Source organism: Caulobacter sp. KR2-114 (genome assembly GCF_049446115.1).
GTDB lineage: Bacteria > Pseudomonadota > Alphaproteobacteria > Caulobacterales > Caulobacteraceae > Acaudatibacter.
In genome coordinates, this window is record NZ_JBMSEC010000003.1 from 122,551 (window position 1) to 137,465 (window position 14,915).

The window sequence follows — 14,915 nt, forward strand, 5'->3', positions numbered from 1 at the left end:
GTCGGCGGAAAGGCGGGAGGGTTCGCGCCATTCAGAACAAGACATTTCGAGGAAACGTCATGAGTGAACCGCGCATCGACCCCAATGGGACTTTGAAGGGCAAGGTCGCCCTGGTCACCGGCGCCAGCCGGGGCATCGGCGAGGCCATCGCCGCCCGCCTGGCCATGGAGGGCGCCCGGGTGGTGGTCTCCGCCCGCACCGCCGAGGACGGCGAGAGCCGCCTGCCCGGCACCCTGACTGAGACCGTGGAGCGCATCCGCAAGGCCGGCGGCGAAGCCACCTTCATCAAGGCCGACCTGGCCCAGGCCGCCGACCGCGAGCGGCTGGTGGAGCAGACCGTCGCCACCTACGGCCCGGTGGACATCCTGGTGAACAACGCCGCCATCACCTACTTCATCCCGGTCCAGGACTTTCCGGAGAAGCGCTTCAAACTGATGATGGAGGTGCAGGTCTACGCGCCCTTCCACCTGGCCCAGCTGGTGCTGCCGTCGATGAAGGAGCGTCACACCGGCTGGATCGTGAACATCTCCTCCCCCGCCGGCATCCACCCCAAGCAGCCCTATCCGCCGGGCGCGCGCGGCGGCACGGTGTACGGCATGTGCAAGGCGGCGCTGGAACGGTTCACCACCGGTCTGGCCTCCGAGGTGCAGCAGGACGGCGTGGCGGTGAACGTGGTCTCGCCGGGCCTGGTCGACACCCCCGGGGTGGCGGTGCACGGCCTGATCAACGAAGCCACCAAGAACCGCGTGCAGCCCATTGAGTACATCGCCGAGGCGGTCTACCAGTTGGCGTCGGGCGACCCGAAGACCATGACCGGCCGGGTCGACTACGCCGAACCGCTGCTGAAGGAGCTGGGCCTCACGCCGTCAGCCCTTGTGTAGCAAGGCTTTTCGGCGGCGACTCGGTTTCGCCGTCGACTAACCCACAGAAACCTCCTCACGGCCTGTTCACAAAAGCGAGAGGTCACGTTAGATTGCCTCTCGCCGTGCGGGCTGAATCGCGCGGGGATTCTAGGAGACGCGAATGCGCACCACGAAGATCGCTCTGACCGCCGCGGCCGTTCTGGCCCTGGCCTTCACCGCCGCCTGCAGCAAGAAGGCCGACACCTCGGCTTCCAGCGCCGACGCCACCCCGGCCGCCTCGGCCGCCGATTCCGCCGCTTCGTCCGCGATGTCGGCTGCTTCGACTGCCGATTCTTCGGCCTCGGCTGCTTCTTCGGCTGCTTCGACCGCCGACAGCGCCGCGAAGAAGTAAGATCAGAGTACCGGATTGGGCGGCCGACGTTCTCGGCCGCCCCTTCCACCCCTGCGCCGCCGACAAGGCGGCCCGACTCGTCTATCAGGCCAGCTCTCCCTCCAAGGATCGCAGCGGCCGATGACCTCCCCTCCCTCCGAAAGCCGTTCAAAGCCGCGCCGCCTGGCGCAGGTCACCTTCCTGGTGCGCGACTATGACGAGGCGATCGCCTTCTTCACCGACGCGCTGGGCTTCGCCCTGACCGCCGACACCGACATGGGCGGCGGCAAGCGCTGGGTAAGCGTCGCCCCCACCGCCGACGGGTCCGGCGCGGGGCTGGTGCTGGCCAGGGCCTCCGGCCCGGAGCAGGAAGCCGCCGTCGGCCGCCAGGGCGGCGGACGGGTGCTGCTGTTCCTGCACACCGACGACTTCGCCCGCGACCACGCGCGCATGACCGCCTACGGCGTGAGGTTCCTCGAGGCGCCGCGGCGCGAGCCCTATGGCGTGGTAGCCGTGTTCGAGGATCTGTACGGCAACCGCTGGGACCTGCTGGAGCCCGCCTAGCGCCGCTCCGCCAGGCGCTCCTCGAGGCGCGGCTCAGCGCGGCTGCAGCCCGTTGTTCTGCATCCGCCAGAGGATGTCCTCCAGCCGGTCCTGGCCGAAGAACGGCTCGCCGTTGAACACCATCAGCGGCACGCCCCAGTGGCCGGCGGCGGTCTGGGCCGCCTCGTTGGCCTCGATGACGGCGTCGAACCGCGACAGGTCCTCGGCGGCCAGTGACGCCGGCAGGCCGGCGGCCTCGGCGGCGCGGGCCAGGTGGTCGCCCTCGTGCCAGTTGTCGGTCTGGCCCGACCAGATCAGCCTCGCCGCCTCGCAGGCGAAGTCGAAGCCTCGGCCCGCCTCGGCGGCGGCCGCGCCCATGCGGCTGACCCCCATGATGTAGGGCTGGTCCGCGGCCACCTCGCCCGTGCCCACGTTCATGATGATCGGGTCGGGGCGCGGCCAGCGGTAGGCGATGCCCTTGCGCTCGGCGATGCGCCAGGTGTCGCGCGCCAGGTATGGCGGCCACAGGGGGTTCACCTGCTTGAAGAAGCCCGGAATGCGCACCGCGATCGGCCGCACCACCTTCAGATCCACCTCGAAGTCCCAGATCTGGCGCAGGGCCTCGAGCTGCGGCGTTAGGAGATAGGAATAGGGGCTGCGGAACGAGAAATAGAGGTCGATGCGGAGGGTCATGCCGCGGACTTTACGGCGCGTCGCTGCGGATGGGAATGGGTATTGGCGTTGACAGTGCCGTTATATTCCAACCTCCCTCCGCTCACTTCCCCCACTGTCATCCCGGAATGCGCGCCAGCGCATATCCGGGAGCGCCACGAGCGCCATGCGCCCGGCCGCGTAGCGAACGCCGGCGCCTGCCGCGGTCCCGGATATCCGCTGCGCGGATTCCGGGATGACAGAAGGGGTAGGGGGAGAGCGGAACCCTAGACCACCAGCCGCGCGGGCAGGGCTTCGTAACCCTTGACGAAGTTGTTGCGCATGCGCACCGGCTCGCCGGCCATCTCGATGAAGGAGAAGCGCTTGAGCATCTCCTCCCAGACCACGCGCAGCTGCATCTCGGCCAGCCGGCTGCCCAGGCAGCGGTGGATGCCGAAGCCGAAGCCCACGTGCTGGCGCGGCCGCTCGCGGTCGATGATGAAGGCGTCGGGGTTGTCGATCACGCTCTCGTCGCGGTTGCCCGAGACGTACCACATGATCACCTTCTCGCCCTTGCGGATCGACTTGCCGCCGATCTCGGTGTCCGCCAGCGCGGTGCGGCGCATGTGCGCCACGGGGCTCTGCCAGCGGATGATCTCGGGCACGGCGCTGGCCAGCAGCGCCGGGTTGGCGCGCAGGCGGGCGTAGGCGTCCGGGTTGCGGTTCAGCGCCACCAGGGCGCCGGTGATCGAATGGCGGGTGGTGTCGCTGCCGGCCACGATCAGCAGGATCAGGTTGCCGATGTAGCGCATCGGGTCGTGATCCTTGCGGGTCGCATCGCCGTGCGCCAGCATCGAGATCAGGTCGTCGCCGGGCGCCTTGGCCGCGCGATCGGCCCAGATCTCCGTAAACTTGGTCAGGGTGGAGTACATCTCGCCCTGGCGCGCCATCTCCTGCTCCGGCGAGGCGTTGGGGTCGAACTGGAGCAGCAGGTCGGAGCAGCGCGGCAAGAGGCGGCGCTCCTCGAACGGGAAGTCGAACAGGGTGGCCAGCATCTGGCTGGTCAGCTCGATGGACACCTTGTCGACGAAGTCGAAGGTCTCGCCCACCGGGAGCTCGTCGAGGATCTTGCCCGCCCGCTCGCGGATCAGCTGCTCCATGCCCGCGACGCTGTGGGTGGTGAACATCGGCGCCACGACCTTGCGCTGGGCGTCGTGGTCGGGCGGGTCGAGCGAGATGAAGCTGGTGCGCTCGCGCGGCTCGGTCCCCTCGAAGATGGTGATGCCGCCGATCTCGCTGTCGGACGAGAACACCTGGTGGTTGCCGTCCACGGCGACGATGTCGTCGTAGCGGGTCACCGACCAGTAGGGGCCGTAGGGGCTGTCGGGCGTGTGGTGCACCGGGTCCTCACGGCGCAGGCGCTCGAAATAGGGCCAGTGCACGTCGGCGCGGAACAGCTCCGGATCGGAGGGGTCCAGCGTCTCCAGCGGCAGCGACCACGCCCGCGCGCGCGCCTCCTCCGCCAGCTTGGCGTATCCGTCGGCCATCGCCGCCTCCGTCCCGTCCGAGGCCTCTGCGGGCCATCTGAACAGCATTAAGACCCGCGTTCGGCGAGGGAGCAAGCGACGCTTCTGTTAAGCTTTGGTCATGTCGCCGGATCGGGTTAGTTGGACCGGTTCGAACGGAGGCCGCATGGACACCACCGCCACCCACTGGCTGATGAAGTCGGAACCGAACAAGTACGCCTTCCAGCAGCTGCAGAAGGACGGCCGCACCAACTGGGACGGCGTGCGCAACAACCAGGCCGCCCTCTATCTGAAGGCGATGAAGGTGGGCCAGCTGGCGTTCTTCTACCACTCCAACATCGAGCTGGCGGTGGTCGGGATCGCGCGCATCTCCAGGGAAGCGTTCATCGACCCCACCGATCCGGCCGGCCGGTTCGTGGCCGTCGAGGTCGAGCCGGTGGCGCCTCTGCCGACCCCGGTCACCCTGGCGCAGATGAAGGCCGATCCGGCGCTGGCGGGCATGACCATGTTCCGCCAGTTCCGCCTGTCGGTGACGCCGATCGAGGACGCCGAGTGGACGCACATCTGCGGCCTGGGCGGGTATAAGGGCTAAGGCCTTCAAGCCAGGGACGCGGCGTCCTGCGTTTGCTCAGGCGAGCCTCGACCGGGAGATCGCCATGAGCCGACACTTCGACGCCCTCATCATCGGCGCGGGCCAGTCCGGGCCGTTCCTGGCCGTGAAGCTGGCCAACGCCGGCCGACAGGTGGCGCTGGTCGAGCGCAAGGGCCTGGGCGGCACCTGCGTCAACAACGGCTGCATCCCCACCAAGACCCTGATCGCCAGCGCCCGGGTGGCCCGCGACGTGCGCCAGGCGGGCGACTACGGCGTGAAGCTGCAGGGCGGCTTCACGGTGGACATGGCCGCGGTCAAGGCGCGCAAGGATGGCGTGGTCAACGCCTCGATCGACGGCCTGGAGAGCTGGGTCGCGGCCACCGACAACCTGACGCTGATCCGCTCGGAAGCGCGCTTCACCGGCCCGCGCACCCTGGACGCCGGCGGCGAGACCCTGACCGCGGACCAGGTGTTCATCGACACCGGCGGGCGACCGGTGATCCCTGACTGGGCCGCCGCCAGCGGCGTCGCCTGCCTGACCAACCTGGAGATGATGGACCTCGACGTCCTGCCCGGGCATCTGCTGATCGTCGGCGGCAGCTATATCGGCCTGGAGTTCGCCCAGATGTACCGCCGCTTCGGCGCGCCGGTGACGGTGGTCGAGTACGGCGACCGCCTGATCGGCCGCGAGGACCCCGAGGTCAGCGACGCCGTGCGGGCCATGGTCGAGGCCGAGGGGGTTAAGGTGCTGACCGGCGCCCGCGACTTCGCGCTGGAGAAGACCGCCGCCGGCGCGCGCCTGACCCTCACCAGCCATGGCGCGCCGGTCACCCTGGAGGGCAGCCACGTGCTGCTGGCGGTAGGCCGCAAGCCGAACGTGGAGTCGCTGGATCTGGCGGCCGGCGGCGTCGCCCTGGACGCCCGGGGCTATATCCAGGTGGACGACCAGCTGCGCACCACCGCCGACGGGGTCTGGGCCATGGGCGACGTCAACGGCCACGGGGCCTTCACCCACACCTCGTACAACGACTTCGAGATCGTCGCCGCCAACCTGCTGAACCACGACGAGCGGCGGCTCAGCCAGCGCATCCCGTGCTACGCCCTGTTCACCGACCCGCCGCTGGCCCGGATCGGCAAGTCCGAGGCCGAGGTGCGCGCCACCGGCCGGCCCGCGCTGGTGGCCACCCTGCCGATGACCCGCGTCGGCCGCGCCCGCGAGCGCGGCGAGACCACCGGCTTCATGAAGGTGCTGGCCGACGCCGAGACCAAGCTGATCCTGGGCGCGTCCCTGTTCTGCATCGAGGGCGACGAGGCGATCCACAGCCTGCTCGACGTGATGGCGGCCGGCCTGCCGTACACCGTGATCCAGCGCACCATGCACATCCACCCCACCGTCAGCGAACTGATCCCGACCCTGCTGGAGGGGATGCAGCCGCTGGTGTGAGGGCGGTCGGGATCAACCCCTCCCTCTCCACCGTCATCCCCGGGCGAAAGTCCCGGGGATCCATGAACACGGGAGGCGAATTCGCGAGCGGCAGCGGAGCGTTGTGCGGACGGCCGCCGCCGGTCGTGGCGCGCCCTTCGAAGCGCGCCAATCGCTCTCACGTGTTCATTGACCCTCGGGACTTACGCCCGAGGGTGACGGCGGAGAAGGCGGGGCCCGGCCGGCATCGCTACTGCGCCCCCGCGTGCGCTCCCAGCCTGTCGATCAGGTGGTCGCCGACGCGCATGGCGTTGGCCACGGTGGTCAGGGTGGGGTTCACCGCCGCGGCGGTGACGAAGAACGAGGTGTCGACCACGTACAGGTTGTCCAGCTCGTGCGCCTTGCAGTTCACGTCCAGCACCGAGCTCTTCGGATCGTTGCCGAAGCGCACCGTGCCGCACTGGTGCGCCGTACCGTACAGCGGCAGCAGCGAGCTCATCTGGAAATGGTGCTGGCTGATCGGGTGCGAGCGGTTGACGAAGCCGTCCAGCGAGGCGTCGAGCGTCTTCACCAGCCGTTGGTGCCCCTCGAGGTTGTTGTGCTGGTAGGCCAGCGTGATGCGCCCGTCCTGGCCGACCGTCACCCGGTTCTCCGGCGCCGGCAGGTCCTCGGAGATCACCAGCATCGACAGCATGCGCGAGGCGAAGGCGTTGGTCAGGAAGTCGGGCACCAGGGCCGGCGGCAGCCAGTCCGACACCTCGCCCTCCAGCGTCTGGCCGGTCATGTATTCCAGCAGCTGGATGTGACCCATCGGATAGTCGAACCCGCCGCGCGGGTCCTTCCAGTAGAAGTCGTTCACCGCCAGGGTCTTGGGGAAGGTGATGTCGCAGTGGGCCTCGGTCATCGAGACCATGGCCGTCAGGGTGTGGAACATGTAGTTGCGCCCGACCTGGTCGGAGCCGTTGGCCAGGCCGTTGGGGTGGGCGGCGCTGTGCGAGCCCAGCAGCAGGGCCGCCGTGGGCGTCGCGCCGCAGGCGACGGCGACGATGTCGCCGGTCCAGGTCTCCTCGCCATGCTCGGTGTGGCAGACGACGCCCGTCACCGTCCGGCCCGAAGGGTCGGTCTCCAGCCGCACCGCCTTGCGCCCGGTCAGCAGGGTGACGTTGGGCAGGTTCAGCATCGGCTCGATGGCGATGGTGCGCGCATCGCACTTGGCCCGCACCAGGCAGGGATAGCCGCCGCAGGTCTTGCACTTGATGCAGGTCGAGGTGACCGGGTGGGCCTGGTCGAGCTTGACCCCGAGCGGCAGGCTGAACGGCCGCCAGCCCTGGTTCTCCCAGTGCCCCTTCAGGGCGGCGATGCCCGGGTCGTGCGACACGGCGGGATAGAAGTACGGCGGCTCGTCGCCGTTTTCGGTGGGGTCGGCGCCGCGGGTGCCGTGCACCTGCCACAGCTTCTCGGCCTCGGTGTAGTAGGGCGCCAGGTCGGTCAGCGAGATCGGCCAGGCCGGCGAGACGCCGCCGGCGTGCTTGACCTCCTCGAAGTCGCGGTTTTTCAGCCGCATCAGGGCCGCACCGTAGAAGGTGGTGTTGCCGCCCACCCAGAAGTGGGTCATCGGCGTGAAGGGGTGGCCGTTGCGGTCGAACCACTTCTCCTGGGTGCGATAGCGGTGCTGGATGAACACCGACTTCGGGTCCCAGTTCTCCGCCTCGCGCGGCAGGTGCTCGCCGCGCTCCAGGATCAGGATCGACTTGCCGGTGGGGGCGAGCCGCTGGGCCAGGGTCGCGCCGCCCGCGCCCGAGCCGATGATCACCACGTCGAAGTGAGACGCCATTCCTGCCCCCTGGCTCTGAAGGAGTCCCCGAACGTTGTCAGGGCTCCAGATGGTATTTCGCCGATCCTGCCCGAACCGCGGCGGACACCCATGGTTCAGGCAAATATCTCAGCAAGATTGCAGCGATCTTGTTGTGCAGCCCCGGCACCACCACGACCTTGCCGCGCGCGTTGGCGGCAATCGCCGTCTCCACCACCGCTTCGGCGGTCTGGAAGAACAGCCGCGGGCTGTCGTCCATCAGGGCCTGGGTGCCGTTGGCGGCGGCGAACTCGGTCTTGACGAAGCCGGGGCACAGGGCGGTGACCCGGATCCCGGCCCTGCGGTATTCGGCGTCCAGCGCCTGGGTGAACTTGATCGCCAGGCTCTTGGCCCCCGGGTACAGGCTGTGCCCGGCCGCGCCGGGGGCGAATCCCGCCAGCGAGGCGACGGTGATGATCGATCCTTCGCCACGCGCGGCCATCGGCCCGATCACCCCGTGCGCCAGGCCGCAGGCGCTGACCACCAGGGTCATCAGGAAGTCGCGCTGCTCCTCCCAGGGCACGGCGGCGAAGCTCCGCGGGATCGAGAAGCCGGCGTTGTTGACCAGCACGTCGACCGAGCGTCCCTGGTCGGCAATCGCTTGCAGGACAACCGATTCGACCCCGTAGAGCGACAGGTCGGCGGGGATCACCAGCGCCTCGACGCCGTGCGATGTCCTCATTTCGGCGGCCAGCGCTTCCAGCCGATCGGCCCGCCGCGCCACCAGCGCCACGTCCAATCCCCTGGCCGCATAGGCCCTGGCGAACGCCGCGCCCATCCCCGCCGAGGCGCCGGTTATCAAGGCAAGTTTGCGGTGCGGCATGGAGGCAGCTTGCGGCTCGCTAAGGATTTGGTCAAATGCCCGTCGCATCATGAGAAAACACAACAGGGGCTAGGGGGACGTCGATGGCCGTCGACATGTCCGTCGATCTGATCCAGGCGACCGTGCAGCTGGAACAGCCGCTCGGCAACGGCATGCGCACGGTCGGCACCGGCTTCCTGATCCAGGACCCGACTCCGGACGGCAAGGCGCGCGTGGTGCTGGTGACCGCCAACCACGTGTTCGAGAAGATGCCGGGCGACAAGGCCACCATCGGCTATCGCATAGAGAACGCGGACGGCAGCTGGCGGTTCGCGCCCGAGACCATCACCATCCGCAAGGCCGGCCACGCGCTGTGGACCCACCACGGCGACCGCGACGTCGCGGCGATCACCATCACCGCGCCCGAGGCCTTCGCCAAGGCCGCCATCCCGTTGAACTGGCTGGCCGGCGACGACACCTTCAACAAGTACCAGTTCGGCCCCGGCGACGAGCTGATGGCGCTGGGCTTTCCGCAGGGCCTGTCGTCGAACCCGGCGGGCTTTCCGATTCTGCGCTCGGGTCGGGTCGCGTCGTATCCGCTGACCCCGTCGAAGGCGTTCCCGACCTTCCTGCTGGATTTCAACGTCTTCCCGGGCAATTCGGGCGGACCGGTCTACACCGCCGGCAACCTGCACCGGCGCGACGGCGCCAGCGCCGAGGACCAGCCGTTCGTGGCCGGCATGCTGACCCAGGAAGTCGAGCTGAATAGCCAGACCCTGCAGATCGGCATCGTCACCCAGGCCCGCTACATCCGCGAGACCCTCAGCCTGCTGGACGACCCCAAGGGCGCGCATCCCGCCGCGCCGGTCCCGCAGGCCACCCAGACCGCCGCGGCCGAGCCGCTGGGCGTGCCTGTGGCGGCGACGGCGGACTCCGTGGCGGTGGCGCGGTAGCGACGTGTGTCGCGGAGCGAAGCCGCTCTCGAACAAGCCCCCCCCCCCCGCTCTCCACCGTCATCCCCGGGCGTAAGTCCCGGGGATCCATGAACGCGTGAGACGAAGTCGAGAGCGGCAGCGGAGCGTTGCTGGAGCGGCCGCCGCCCCGTCGTGGCGCGCCCTTCGAAGCGCGCCAATCGTTCTCACGTGTGCATAGACCCTCGGGACTTACGCCCGAGGGTGACGGTTGAGAGCGTTGTGTGTAACCGGGCCTGCTTGCCCAGCCTCAGCCCCCGTACAGGATCGAGATCGTCTCGGCGACGCAAGCGGGGCGGTCCTCGCCTTCGATCTCGATGGTGCACTCGTTCTTGATCTGCAGGCCGCCGGCCTTGGGCTCGACGCCGATCAGCTTCTGGCGCAGGCGCACCCGCTTGCCGACGCGCACCATGTTGGTGAAGCGCACCTTGTCGGAGCCATAGTTGATGCCGCGCGAGACGCCGTTGACCGGCATCAGGCCGGCCGACAGGAACGGGATCAGCGACAGGGTCAGGTAGCCGTGGGCGATGGGGCCGCCCATCTCGCGGTTGGCGCGCTCGACATCGACGTGGATCCACTGGTGATCGCCGGTGGCGTCGGCGAACAGGTTCACCCGGTCCTGGGTGATCTGGAGCCAATCCGACACGCCGGTCTCCTGACCCACCAGGTCGGGAAGATCCTTAAACTCGACGGGCTGCATTTCTGCGCCTCCCTCTTTGATTGCAAGCAAGAGAGCCGTCTCACAACGAAACCGGCGCCGTGGCAAGCCGCGTTTCCCACCAAACGGCGGATGGGCTCAGCCGCCGCGACGGATGCGGCCGATGATGCCCGCCAGTTCGCCGCGGGTGACCTCGGGATCCAGCCCCATGTCCTCGATCTCGCCTTCGGCCAGGGCGTCCGACAGGCGCTCCATCTCCAGCAGCCACGGGGCCAGGACGGCGGCGTCCAGCGCGCGTGCGCCCTGCCCCAGGCGGATGCGCTCGATCTGCCGCAGGCGGCTGGCGGCCCGCGCGGCGCGCACCTGGGGGTGCTCCAGCGACAGCTGCCGCAGCGAGCGCCGGAACGGCAGATAGGCCCGGTGGTGGGCGACGGCCGCCGCCGCCACCTCGGCGTCCGGCGCCCCTTCGGCCAGCAGCGGCGCCAGGGCCCGCGCCTCCTCGATCTGCCAGGCGTCGTAGACCCGGATGAAGATCTCGATCTTGTCGACGAACCAGCGATAGAAGGTCTGCGGCGCGAAGCCGGCCCGGCGGGCGATGCGGTTGGTGTCGGTGCCGGCAAAGCCGTGCTCGTTGAACTCCGCCGCCGCCGCCGCGATCAGCTTCTGCGCCGTGTCGCCCAGGGCGCGCCCGTCCTGGGTACGGCCGTCCTGAAGACGCCTGTCCGGGGTCAGAGGTGCGCCTGCGCCTGCCGTCATGGCCGCATACGCGGCGCCCCGCTGGCGGCTGTCAACCGCTCCGCTCAGGCGCCCGCCGCGCTCACAGGAACACCGGCAGCTTGGGCAGCACCATGTAGAGCACGGTCTCCTCGTGCGCCTGGGCGTCGTGGCTGTCGCCCGGCGGAGTGTACAGGTAGTCGCCGGCCTTCAGCCGCCGCCCGCCGATGGTGATGTCGCCGCTGACCACGAACAGTTCCTCGCCGCCCGGATGGGTGTGCTTGGCGCCGGCCGTCCCCTTGGCGAACTTCAGGAAGATCGTCGCGCCGCCGTCGCCGTTCGGCCGGATCACCGAATAGTCGAGCCCCGGCGTCTCGGTCGGCGTCCAGCTCGCCTCGTTCCAGTCCTTGCGCAGCACCTCGGCCATGGCGGCTCTCCAGTTGTGATGTCGATATCACATAAGTGATATGCATATCACTTCGAGTCAAGAGGAAAGGCGGCGCGCTTCAGCCCCGTCCCGGCAAGAAAGCCCTCGCCCCCTTGGGGGAGAGGGTTGGGTGAGGGGTCGCGCCGCCCGCAGAGCCTTTCAGGAGAAGCCCGTCACGCGGAACCACCCCTCACCCAACCCTCTCCCCACGATGTGGGGAGAGGGCCAGGCGTCGTCGGCCCTGTCAGACGATCTTGGAGCCTTCCTTGCCCCAGTAGGCGTCGCGGATCAGGCGCTTGTAGAGCTTGCCGGTCTGGTGACGCGGCAGCTCCTGCATGAAGTCGATCTTGCGCGGGATCTTCACGTGGCTGAGGTTGGCGCGGGCGAAGGCGTCGATCTCGGCGGCCAGCTCGGGGCCGGCGTCGGCCCAGTCGCCGGGCTGGATCACCGCGATCACCTGTTCGCCCATCTCCTCGTGCGGGCCGCCGACCACGGCGACGTCGGCCACCTTGGGGTGGGTGATCAGCAGGTTCTCGATCTCCTGCGGATAGATGTTCACCCCGCCGGAAATGATCATGAAGCTCTTGCGGTCGGTGAGGAACAGGTAGCCTTCCTCGTCTACCCAGCCCACGTCGCCGAGGGTGGTCCAGCCGTGCTTGTTGCGGCTCTCGGCAGTCTTGGCCGGGTCGTTGTGATATTCGAAGGTGGCCTGGCCGTCGAAGAACACCTGGCCTTCGGCGCGCGGCGGCAGGGCGTTGCCCTCCTCGTCGCAGATCTTCACCGCCGCCGTCAGACCGCGGCCCACGGACCCCTTCTTGCGCAGCCATTCCTCGGAATTGATGGCGCAGAAGCCGTTGCCCTCGGTGCCGGCGTAGTACTCGTTGATGATCGGCCCCCACCAGGCGATCATCTGTTCCTTCACCGGCACGGGGCACGGCGCGGCCGCGTGGAACACCGCCTTCAGCGAGGAGGTGTCGTACTTCGACCGCGTCTCCTCGGGCAGCTTCAGCATGCGCACGAAGTGGGTGGGCACCCACTGGGCGGTGGTCACCTTGAAGCGCTCGATGTCGGCCAGGGCCTGTTCCGGGTCGAACTTCTCCATGATCACCACCGTACCGCCCAGAGCGTGCACCGCCATGGTCCAGCCCAGCGGCGCGGCGTGGTAGATCGGCGCCGGCGACAGGTAGATGGCGTCAGGGGTCCAGCCGTAGAGCGCCTGGCCCAGGCCCGCCAGCGGGTTGGGCGCGTCGATGGCGGCGTTCGGGTCCACCGCCCGCTTGACCCCCTTGGGCCGGCCGGTGGTGCCGGAGGAATAGAGCATCGCCGCCCCGCCGCTCTCGTCGGCGATCGGGGTGGTGGGGAAGGCGGCGCGGGCGTCCTCGAACGAGGCGTAGGGCGCCACCGCGCCGTCGCACATGAACAGCTTCACCCCGCCGATCAACGGCGCGGCCTCCACCGCCACGTCGGCGACGCCGGCCGAGGCGATCAGCGCCTTGGCCTCGCAATCCTTGACGATGTACTCCAGCTCGCCCGCCGTCAGCTTCGAGGAGATGCAGGTGAAGCGCAGGCCGGCGCGTTGCGCGGCCCACAGCACCTCGTGGTAGCGGGCGGTGTTGTCCATGAAGATGGCGATGGAGTCGCCCTGGCCGATGCCCAGGGAGCGGAACAGATGCGCCCCCTGGTTCGAGCGCGCGTCGAGCTGGGCGTAGGTCACCACATCGCCGCTGCCGGACATGATCACCGCCGGCTTGTCGGGGGTGGACTTGGCGTGGATGTACGGATGCATGGGATCAGCCTGCCAGAACGGGGGCCGGGGCCTTGCCGAGGATCATGTCGGCGGCCTTTTCGGCAATCATGATGGTGGGGGCGTTGGTGTTGCCGGAGACCAGGCGCGGCATCACCGAGGCGTCGACGACCCGCAGGCCCTCCACGCCGATGACCTTCAGCTGCGGATCGACCACCGCCCGGGGGCCGCGGCCCATCTGGCAGGTGCCGACCGGGTGGTAGATGGTCGAGCCGGCCATGCGGGCGTAGCCCAGCAGGGCCTCGTCGTCCTGGACGTCCGGGCCGGGCATCATCTCGTGGTCGATCCAGGGCGCCAGGGCTGGCTGGCCGGCGATCCTGCGCGCCCACTTCAGCGACGCCACCGCGACCTCCTGGTCCAGCGGATCGGCCAGGTAGTTGGGGACGATCGAAGGATAGACCGTCGGATCGGCCGAGCGGATGCGGATGGTCCCGCGGCTCTCGGGCCGCACCTGGCACGGGGCGATGGTCAGGCCGGGCTGGCCCTCCAGCTCCATCTTCTGCTCGTTGACCAGCTTCTCGGTGTCCATGGTCGCCGGCAAGATGTGGAACTGGATGTCCGGGCTGGAGAGGTCCGGCCGCGACTTGCAGAAGGCGGCGATGTGCGCGGCCGAGAGGGTCAGCAGGCCCTTGCGCTGGAAGACGTACTTCAGCGTCTCGCCGACGAACCGCGCGCCCTTGGTCAGCTCGTTCACCGACACCGTGCCGGCCTTCAGCCGATAGGTGGTGGTAATGACGTAGTGGTCCTGCAGGTTCCCGCCGACGCCCGGCAGGTCGGCGATCACGCCGATGCCGTGCTCGGCCAGCAGCGCGCCCGATCCCACCCCAGACAGCTGCAGCAGCTGCGGCGAGTTGATCGCCCCGCCGGCGAGGATCACCTCGCCCGAGGCGCGGGCGATCTTCTTCACCCCGTCCTGCAGGTACTCGACGCCGACGGCGCGTTTGCCGTCGAACAGCACCCGGGTGGTCAGGGCGTTGGTCTGGACGTCCAGGTTCGGCCGCCCCATCGCCGGGTGCAGATAGGCCACCGCCGCCGAGCAGCGCTGACCGTTCTTCACGGTCAGCTGGTAGTAGCAGACCCCCTCCTGGTCGGCCCCGTTGACGTCGGCGTTGCGCGGGATGCCGGCCTCGACGCAGGCCTCGACCACGGCGTCGGAGACCTCGTGGCGCTGGGTGACGTCGGAGACGTTCAGCGGGCCGCCCTGGCCGTGGTGCTCGTCCAGGCCTTTGCGCTCCTGGTGCTCGGCGCGGCGGAAATAGGGGGCGACGTCGTCCCAGCCCCAGCCCTCGCAGCCGAGCTGGCGCCAGCCGTCGTAGTCGGCGTGCTGGCCGCGGATGTACAGCAGGCCGTTGATCGAGGACGAGCCGCCCAGCACCTTGCCGCGCGGCCACACGTGCACCCGTCCGCCGGTGCCGGGGTCCGGCTCGGTCGGATAGAGCCAGTTGACCTTGGGATCCTTCAGCGTCTGCGAATAGCCCACCGGCACGTGGATCATCAGGTTGGACATGAACTGGCCGGGGTTCTTGGTCGGCCGGTCGTCGCCGCCGGCCTCCAGCAGCAGCACCCGCGTCTTGCCGTCCGCCGACAGCCGGTTGGCCAGCACGCAGCCCGCGGACCCCGCGCCCACGATGATGAAGTCGGCCAGGATCGGCTCGGCCATGCGCACCCCTCCCTAGGGCATTGTTATCAGCGCTTATGAGGCGCCGGCCCGGCGGGCGT

General features: G+C 69.1%; 15 protein-coding genes. 6 read left to right on the forward strand and 9 right to left on the reverse strand.

Translation table 11 applies throughout. The features are described from left to right. Positions 1–59: 59 nt before the first annotated feature. From ACO2Q3_RS12910 to ACO2Q3_RS12920, 3 genes are all read left to right on the forward strand, one after another. Positions 60–881, forward strand: coding sequence for an SDR family NAD(P)-dependent oxidoreductase (locus ACO2Q3_RS12910; RefSeq protein WP_423307046.1), 822 nt, complete (start codon positions 60–62; stop codon positions 879–881). A gap of 142 nt (positions 882–1,023) precedes the next feature. Further along, positions 1,024–1,254: a hypothetical protein gene (locus ACO2Q3_RS12915; RefSeq protein WP_423307048.1), complete on the forward strand. Its 231-nt coding sequence runs from the start codon at positions 1,024–1,026 to the stop codon at positions 1,252–1,254. A 120-nt stretch (positions 1,255–1,374) separates the two neighbouring features. Continuing rightward, positions 1,375–1,797, forward strand: coding sequence for a VOC family protein (locus tag ACO2Q3_RS12920; protein ID WP_423307050.1), 423 nt, complete (start codon positions 1,375–1,377; stop codon positions 1,795–1,797). 33 nt (positions 1,798–1,830) lie between these two features. Here ACO2Q3_RS12920 and ACO2Q3_RS12925 read toward each other — a convergent pair whose 3' ends face one another. After that, positions 1,831–2,469, reverse strand: coding sequence for a DsbA family protein (locus ACO2Q3_RS12925; RefSeq protein ID WP_423307052.1), 639 nt, complete (start codon positions 2,467–2,469; stop codon positions 1,831–1,833). Positions 2,470–2,714: 245 nt separating this feature from the next. Next, positions 2,715–3,974, reverse strand: coding sequence for a cytochrome P450 (locus ACO2Q3_RS12930; protein WP_423307054.1), 1,260 nt, complete (start codon positions 3,972–3,974; stop codon positions 2,715–2,717). A gap of 145 nt (positions 3,975–4,119) precedes the next feature. Here ACO2Q3_RS12930 and ACO2Q3_RS12935 point away from each other — a divergent pair, with 145 nt between their 5' ends. Beyond that, positions 4,120–4,545 carry an EVE domain-containing protein gene (locus tag ACO2Q3_RS12935; RefSeq protein ID WP_423307056.1) on the forward strand — a complete coding sequence of 142 codons (426 nt, stop codon included), beginning with the start codon at positions 4,120–4,122 and terminating at the stop codon, positions 4,543–4,545. A 64-nt stretch (positions 4,546–4,609) separates the two neighbouring features. Beyond that, positions 4,610–5,989 carry an FAD-containing oxidoreductase gene (locus tag ACO2Q3_RS12940; protein WP_423307058.1) on the forward strand — a complete coding sequence of 460 codons (1,380 nt, stop codon included), beginning with the start codon at positions 4,610–4,612 and terminating at the stop codon, positions 5,987–5,989. 229 nt (positions 5,990–6,218) lie between these two features. On the opposite strand, the gene ACO2Q3_RS12945 is transcribed toward ACO2Q3_RS12940, so the two are convergent. Both ACO2Q3_RS12945 and ACO2Q3_RS12950 read right to left on the reverse strand, forming a co-directional pair. Beyond that, the gene (locus tag ACO2Q3_RS12945; RefSeq protein ID WP_423307060.1) at positions 6,219–7,802 is read right to left on the reverse strand and encodes a GMC oxidoreductase; all 1,584 of its coding nucleotides are present in this window, start codon (positions 7,800–7,802) and stop codon (positions 6,219–6,221) included. 37 nt (positions 7,803–7,839) lie between these two features. Beyond that, positions 7,840–8,643, reverse strand: a complete 804-nt coding sequence (locus ACO2Q3_RS12950; protein ID WP_423307062.1) for an SDR family NAD(P)-dependent oxidoreductase — start codon at positions 8,641–8,643, stop codon at positions 7,840–7,842. 83 nt (positions 8,644–8,726) lie between these two features. On the opposite strand from ACO2Q3_RS12950, the gene ACO2Q3_RS12955 reads away from it, so the two are divergent. Beyond that, positions 8,727–9,575 carry a trypsin-like serine peptidase gene (locus ACO2Q3_RS12955; RefSeq protein WP_423307064.1) on the forward strand — a complete coding sequence of 283 codons (849 nt, stop codon included), beginning with the start codon at positions 8,727–8,729 and terminating at the stop codon, positions 9,573–9,575. A gap of 268 nt (positions 9,576–9,843) precedes the next feature. Here the strand turns inward: ACO2Q3_RS12955 and ACO2Q3_RS12960 are convergent, their stop codons facing one another. From ACO2Q3_RS12960 to ACO2Q3_RS12980, 5 genes are all read right to left on the reverse strand, one after another. Then, positions 9,844–10,293, reverse strand: coding sequence for a MaoC family dehydratase (locus ACO2Q3_RS12960; protein ID WP_423307066.1), 450 nt, complete (start codon positions 10,291–10,293; stop codon positions 9,844–9,846). Positions 10,294–10,389: 96 nt separating this feature from the next. Beyond that, entirely contained in the window at positions 10,390–11,007 is a 618-nt protein-coding gene (locus ACO2Q3_RS12965; protein ID WP_423307068.1) for a TetR/AcrR family transcriptional regulator, read from the reverse strand. Positions 11,008–11,068: 61 nt separating this feature from the next. Beyond that, complete coding sequence (locus ACO2Q3_RS12970) at positions 11,069–11,392, reverse strand: cupin domain-containing protein (RefSeq protein ID WP_423307070.1); 324 nt, start codon at positions 11,390–11,392, stop codon at positions 11,069–11,071. A 244-nt stretch (positions 11,393–11,636) separates the two neighbouring features. After that, on the reverse strand, positions 11,637–13,178 hold the full coding sequence (locus tag ACO2Q3_RS12975; RefSeq protein ID WP_423307072.1) for an acyl-CoA synthetase: 1,542 nt from the start codon (positions 13,176–13,178) through the stop codon (positions 11,637–11,639). A gap of 4 nt (positions 13,179–13,182) precedes the next feature. Continuing rightward, complete coding sequence (locus ACO2Q3_RS12980; RefSeq protein ID WP_423307074.1) at positions 13,183–14,856, reverse strand: GMC family oxidoreductase; 1,674 nt, start codon at positions 14,854–14,856, stop codon at positions 13,183–13,185. Between the last annotated feature and the right edge of the window lie 59 nt (positions 14,857–14,915).

What these genes read in the sequence shown, in the direction of transcription:
- ACO2Q3_RS12910 (WP_423307046.1), top strand. Translation starts at nt 60, where the DNA reads ATGAGTGAACCGCGCATCGACCCCAATGGGACTTTGAAGGGCAAGGTC.
- ACO2Q3_RS12960 (WP_423307066.1), bottom strand. Translation starts at nt 10,293, where the DNA reads ATGCAGCCCGTCGAGTTTAAGGATCTTCCCGACCTGGTGGGTCAGGAG.
- ACO2Q3_RS12945 (WP_423307060.1), bottom strand. Translation starts at nt 7,802, where the DNA reads ATGGCGTCTCACTTCGACGTGGTGATCATCGGCTCGGGCGCGGGCGGC.
- ACO2Q3_RS12950 (WP_423307062.1), bottom strand. Translation starts at nt 8,643, where the DNA reads ATGCCGCACCGCAAACTTGCCTTGATAACCGGCGCCTCGGCGGGGATG.
- ACO2Q3_RS12915 (WP_423307048.1), top strand. Translation starts at nt 1,024, where the DNA reads ATGCGCACCACGAAGATCGCTCTGACCGCCGCGGCCGTTCTGGCCCTG.
- ACO2Q3_RS12970 (WP_423307070.1), bottom strand. Translation starts at nt 11,392, where the DNA reads ATGGCCGAGGTGCTGCGCAAGGACTGGAACGAGGCGAGCTGGACGCCG.
- ACO2Q3_RS12955 (WP_423307064.1), top strand. Translation starts at nt 8,727, where the DNA reads ATGGCCGTCGACATGTCCGTCGATCTGATCCAGGCGACCGTGCAGCTG.
- ACO2Q3_RS12940 (WP_423307058.1), top strand. Translation starts at nt 4,610, where the DNA reads ATGAGCCGACACTTCGACGCCCTCATCATCGGCGCGGGCCAGTCCGGG.
- ACO2Q3_RS12920 (WP_423307050.1), top strand. Translation starts at nt 1,375, where the DNA reads ATGACCTCCCCTCCCTCCGAAAGCCGTTCAAAGCCGCGCCGCCTGGCG.
- ACO2Q3_RS12980 (WP_423307074.1), bottom strand. Translation starts at nt 14,856, where the DNA reads ATGGCCGAGCCGATCCTGGCCGACTTCATCATCGTGGGCGCGGGGTCC.
- ACO2Q3_RS12975 (WP_423307072.1), bottom strand. Translation starts at nt 13,178, where the DNA reads ATGCATCCGTACATCCACGCCAAGTCCACCCCCGACAAGCCGGCGGTG.
- ACO2Q3_RS12925 (WP_423307052.1), bottom strand. Translation starts at nt 2,469, where the DNA reads ATGACCCTCCGCATCGACCTCTATTTCTCGTTCCGCAGCCCCTATTCC.
- ACO2Q3_RS12935 (WP_423307056.1), top strand. Translation starts at nt 4,120, where the DNA reads ATGGACACCACCGCCACCCACTGGCTGATGAAGTCGGAACCGAACAAG.
- ACO2Q3_RS12965 (WP_423307068.1), bottom strand. Translation starts at nt 11,007, where the DNA reads ATGACGGCAGGCGCAGGCGCACCTCTGACCCCGGACAGGCGTCTTCAG.
- ACO2Q3_RS12930 (WP_423307054.1), bottom strand. Translation starts at nt 3,974, where the DNA reads ATGGCCGACGGATACGCCAAGCTGGCGGAGGAGGCGCGCGCGCGGGCG.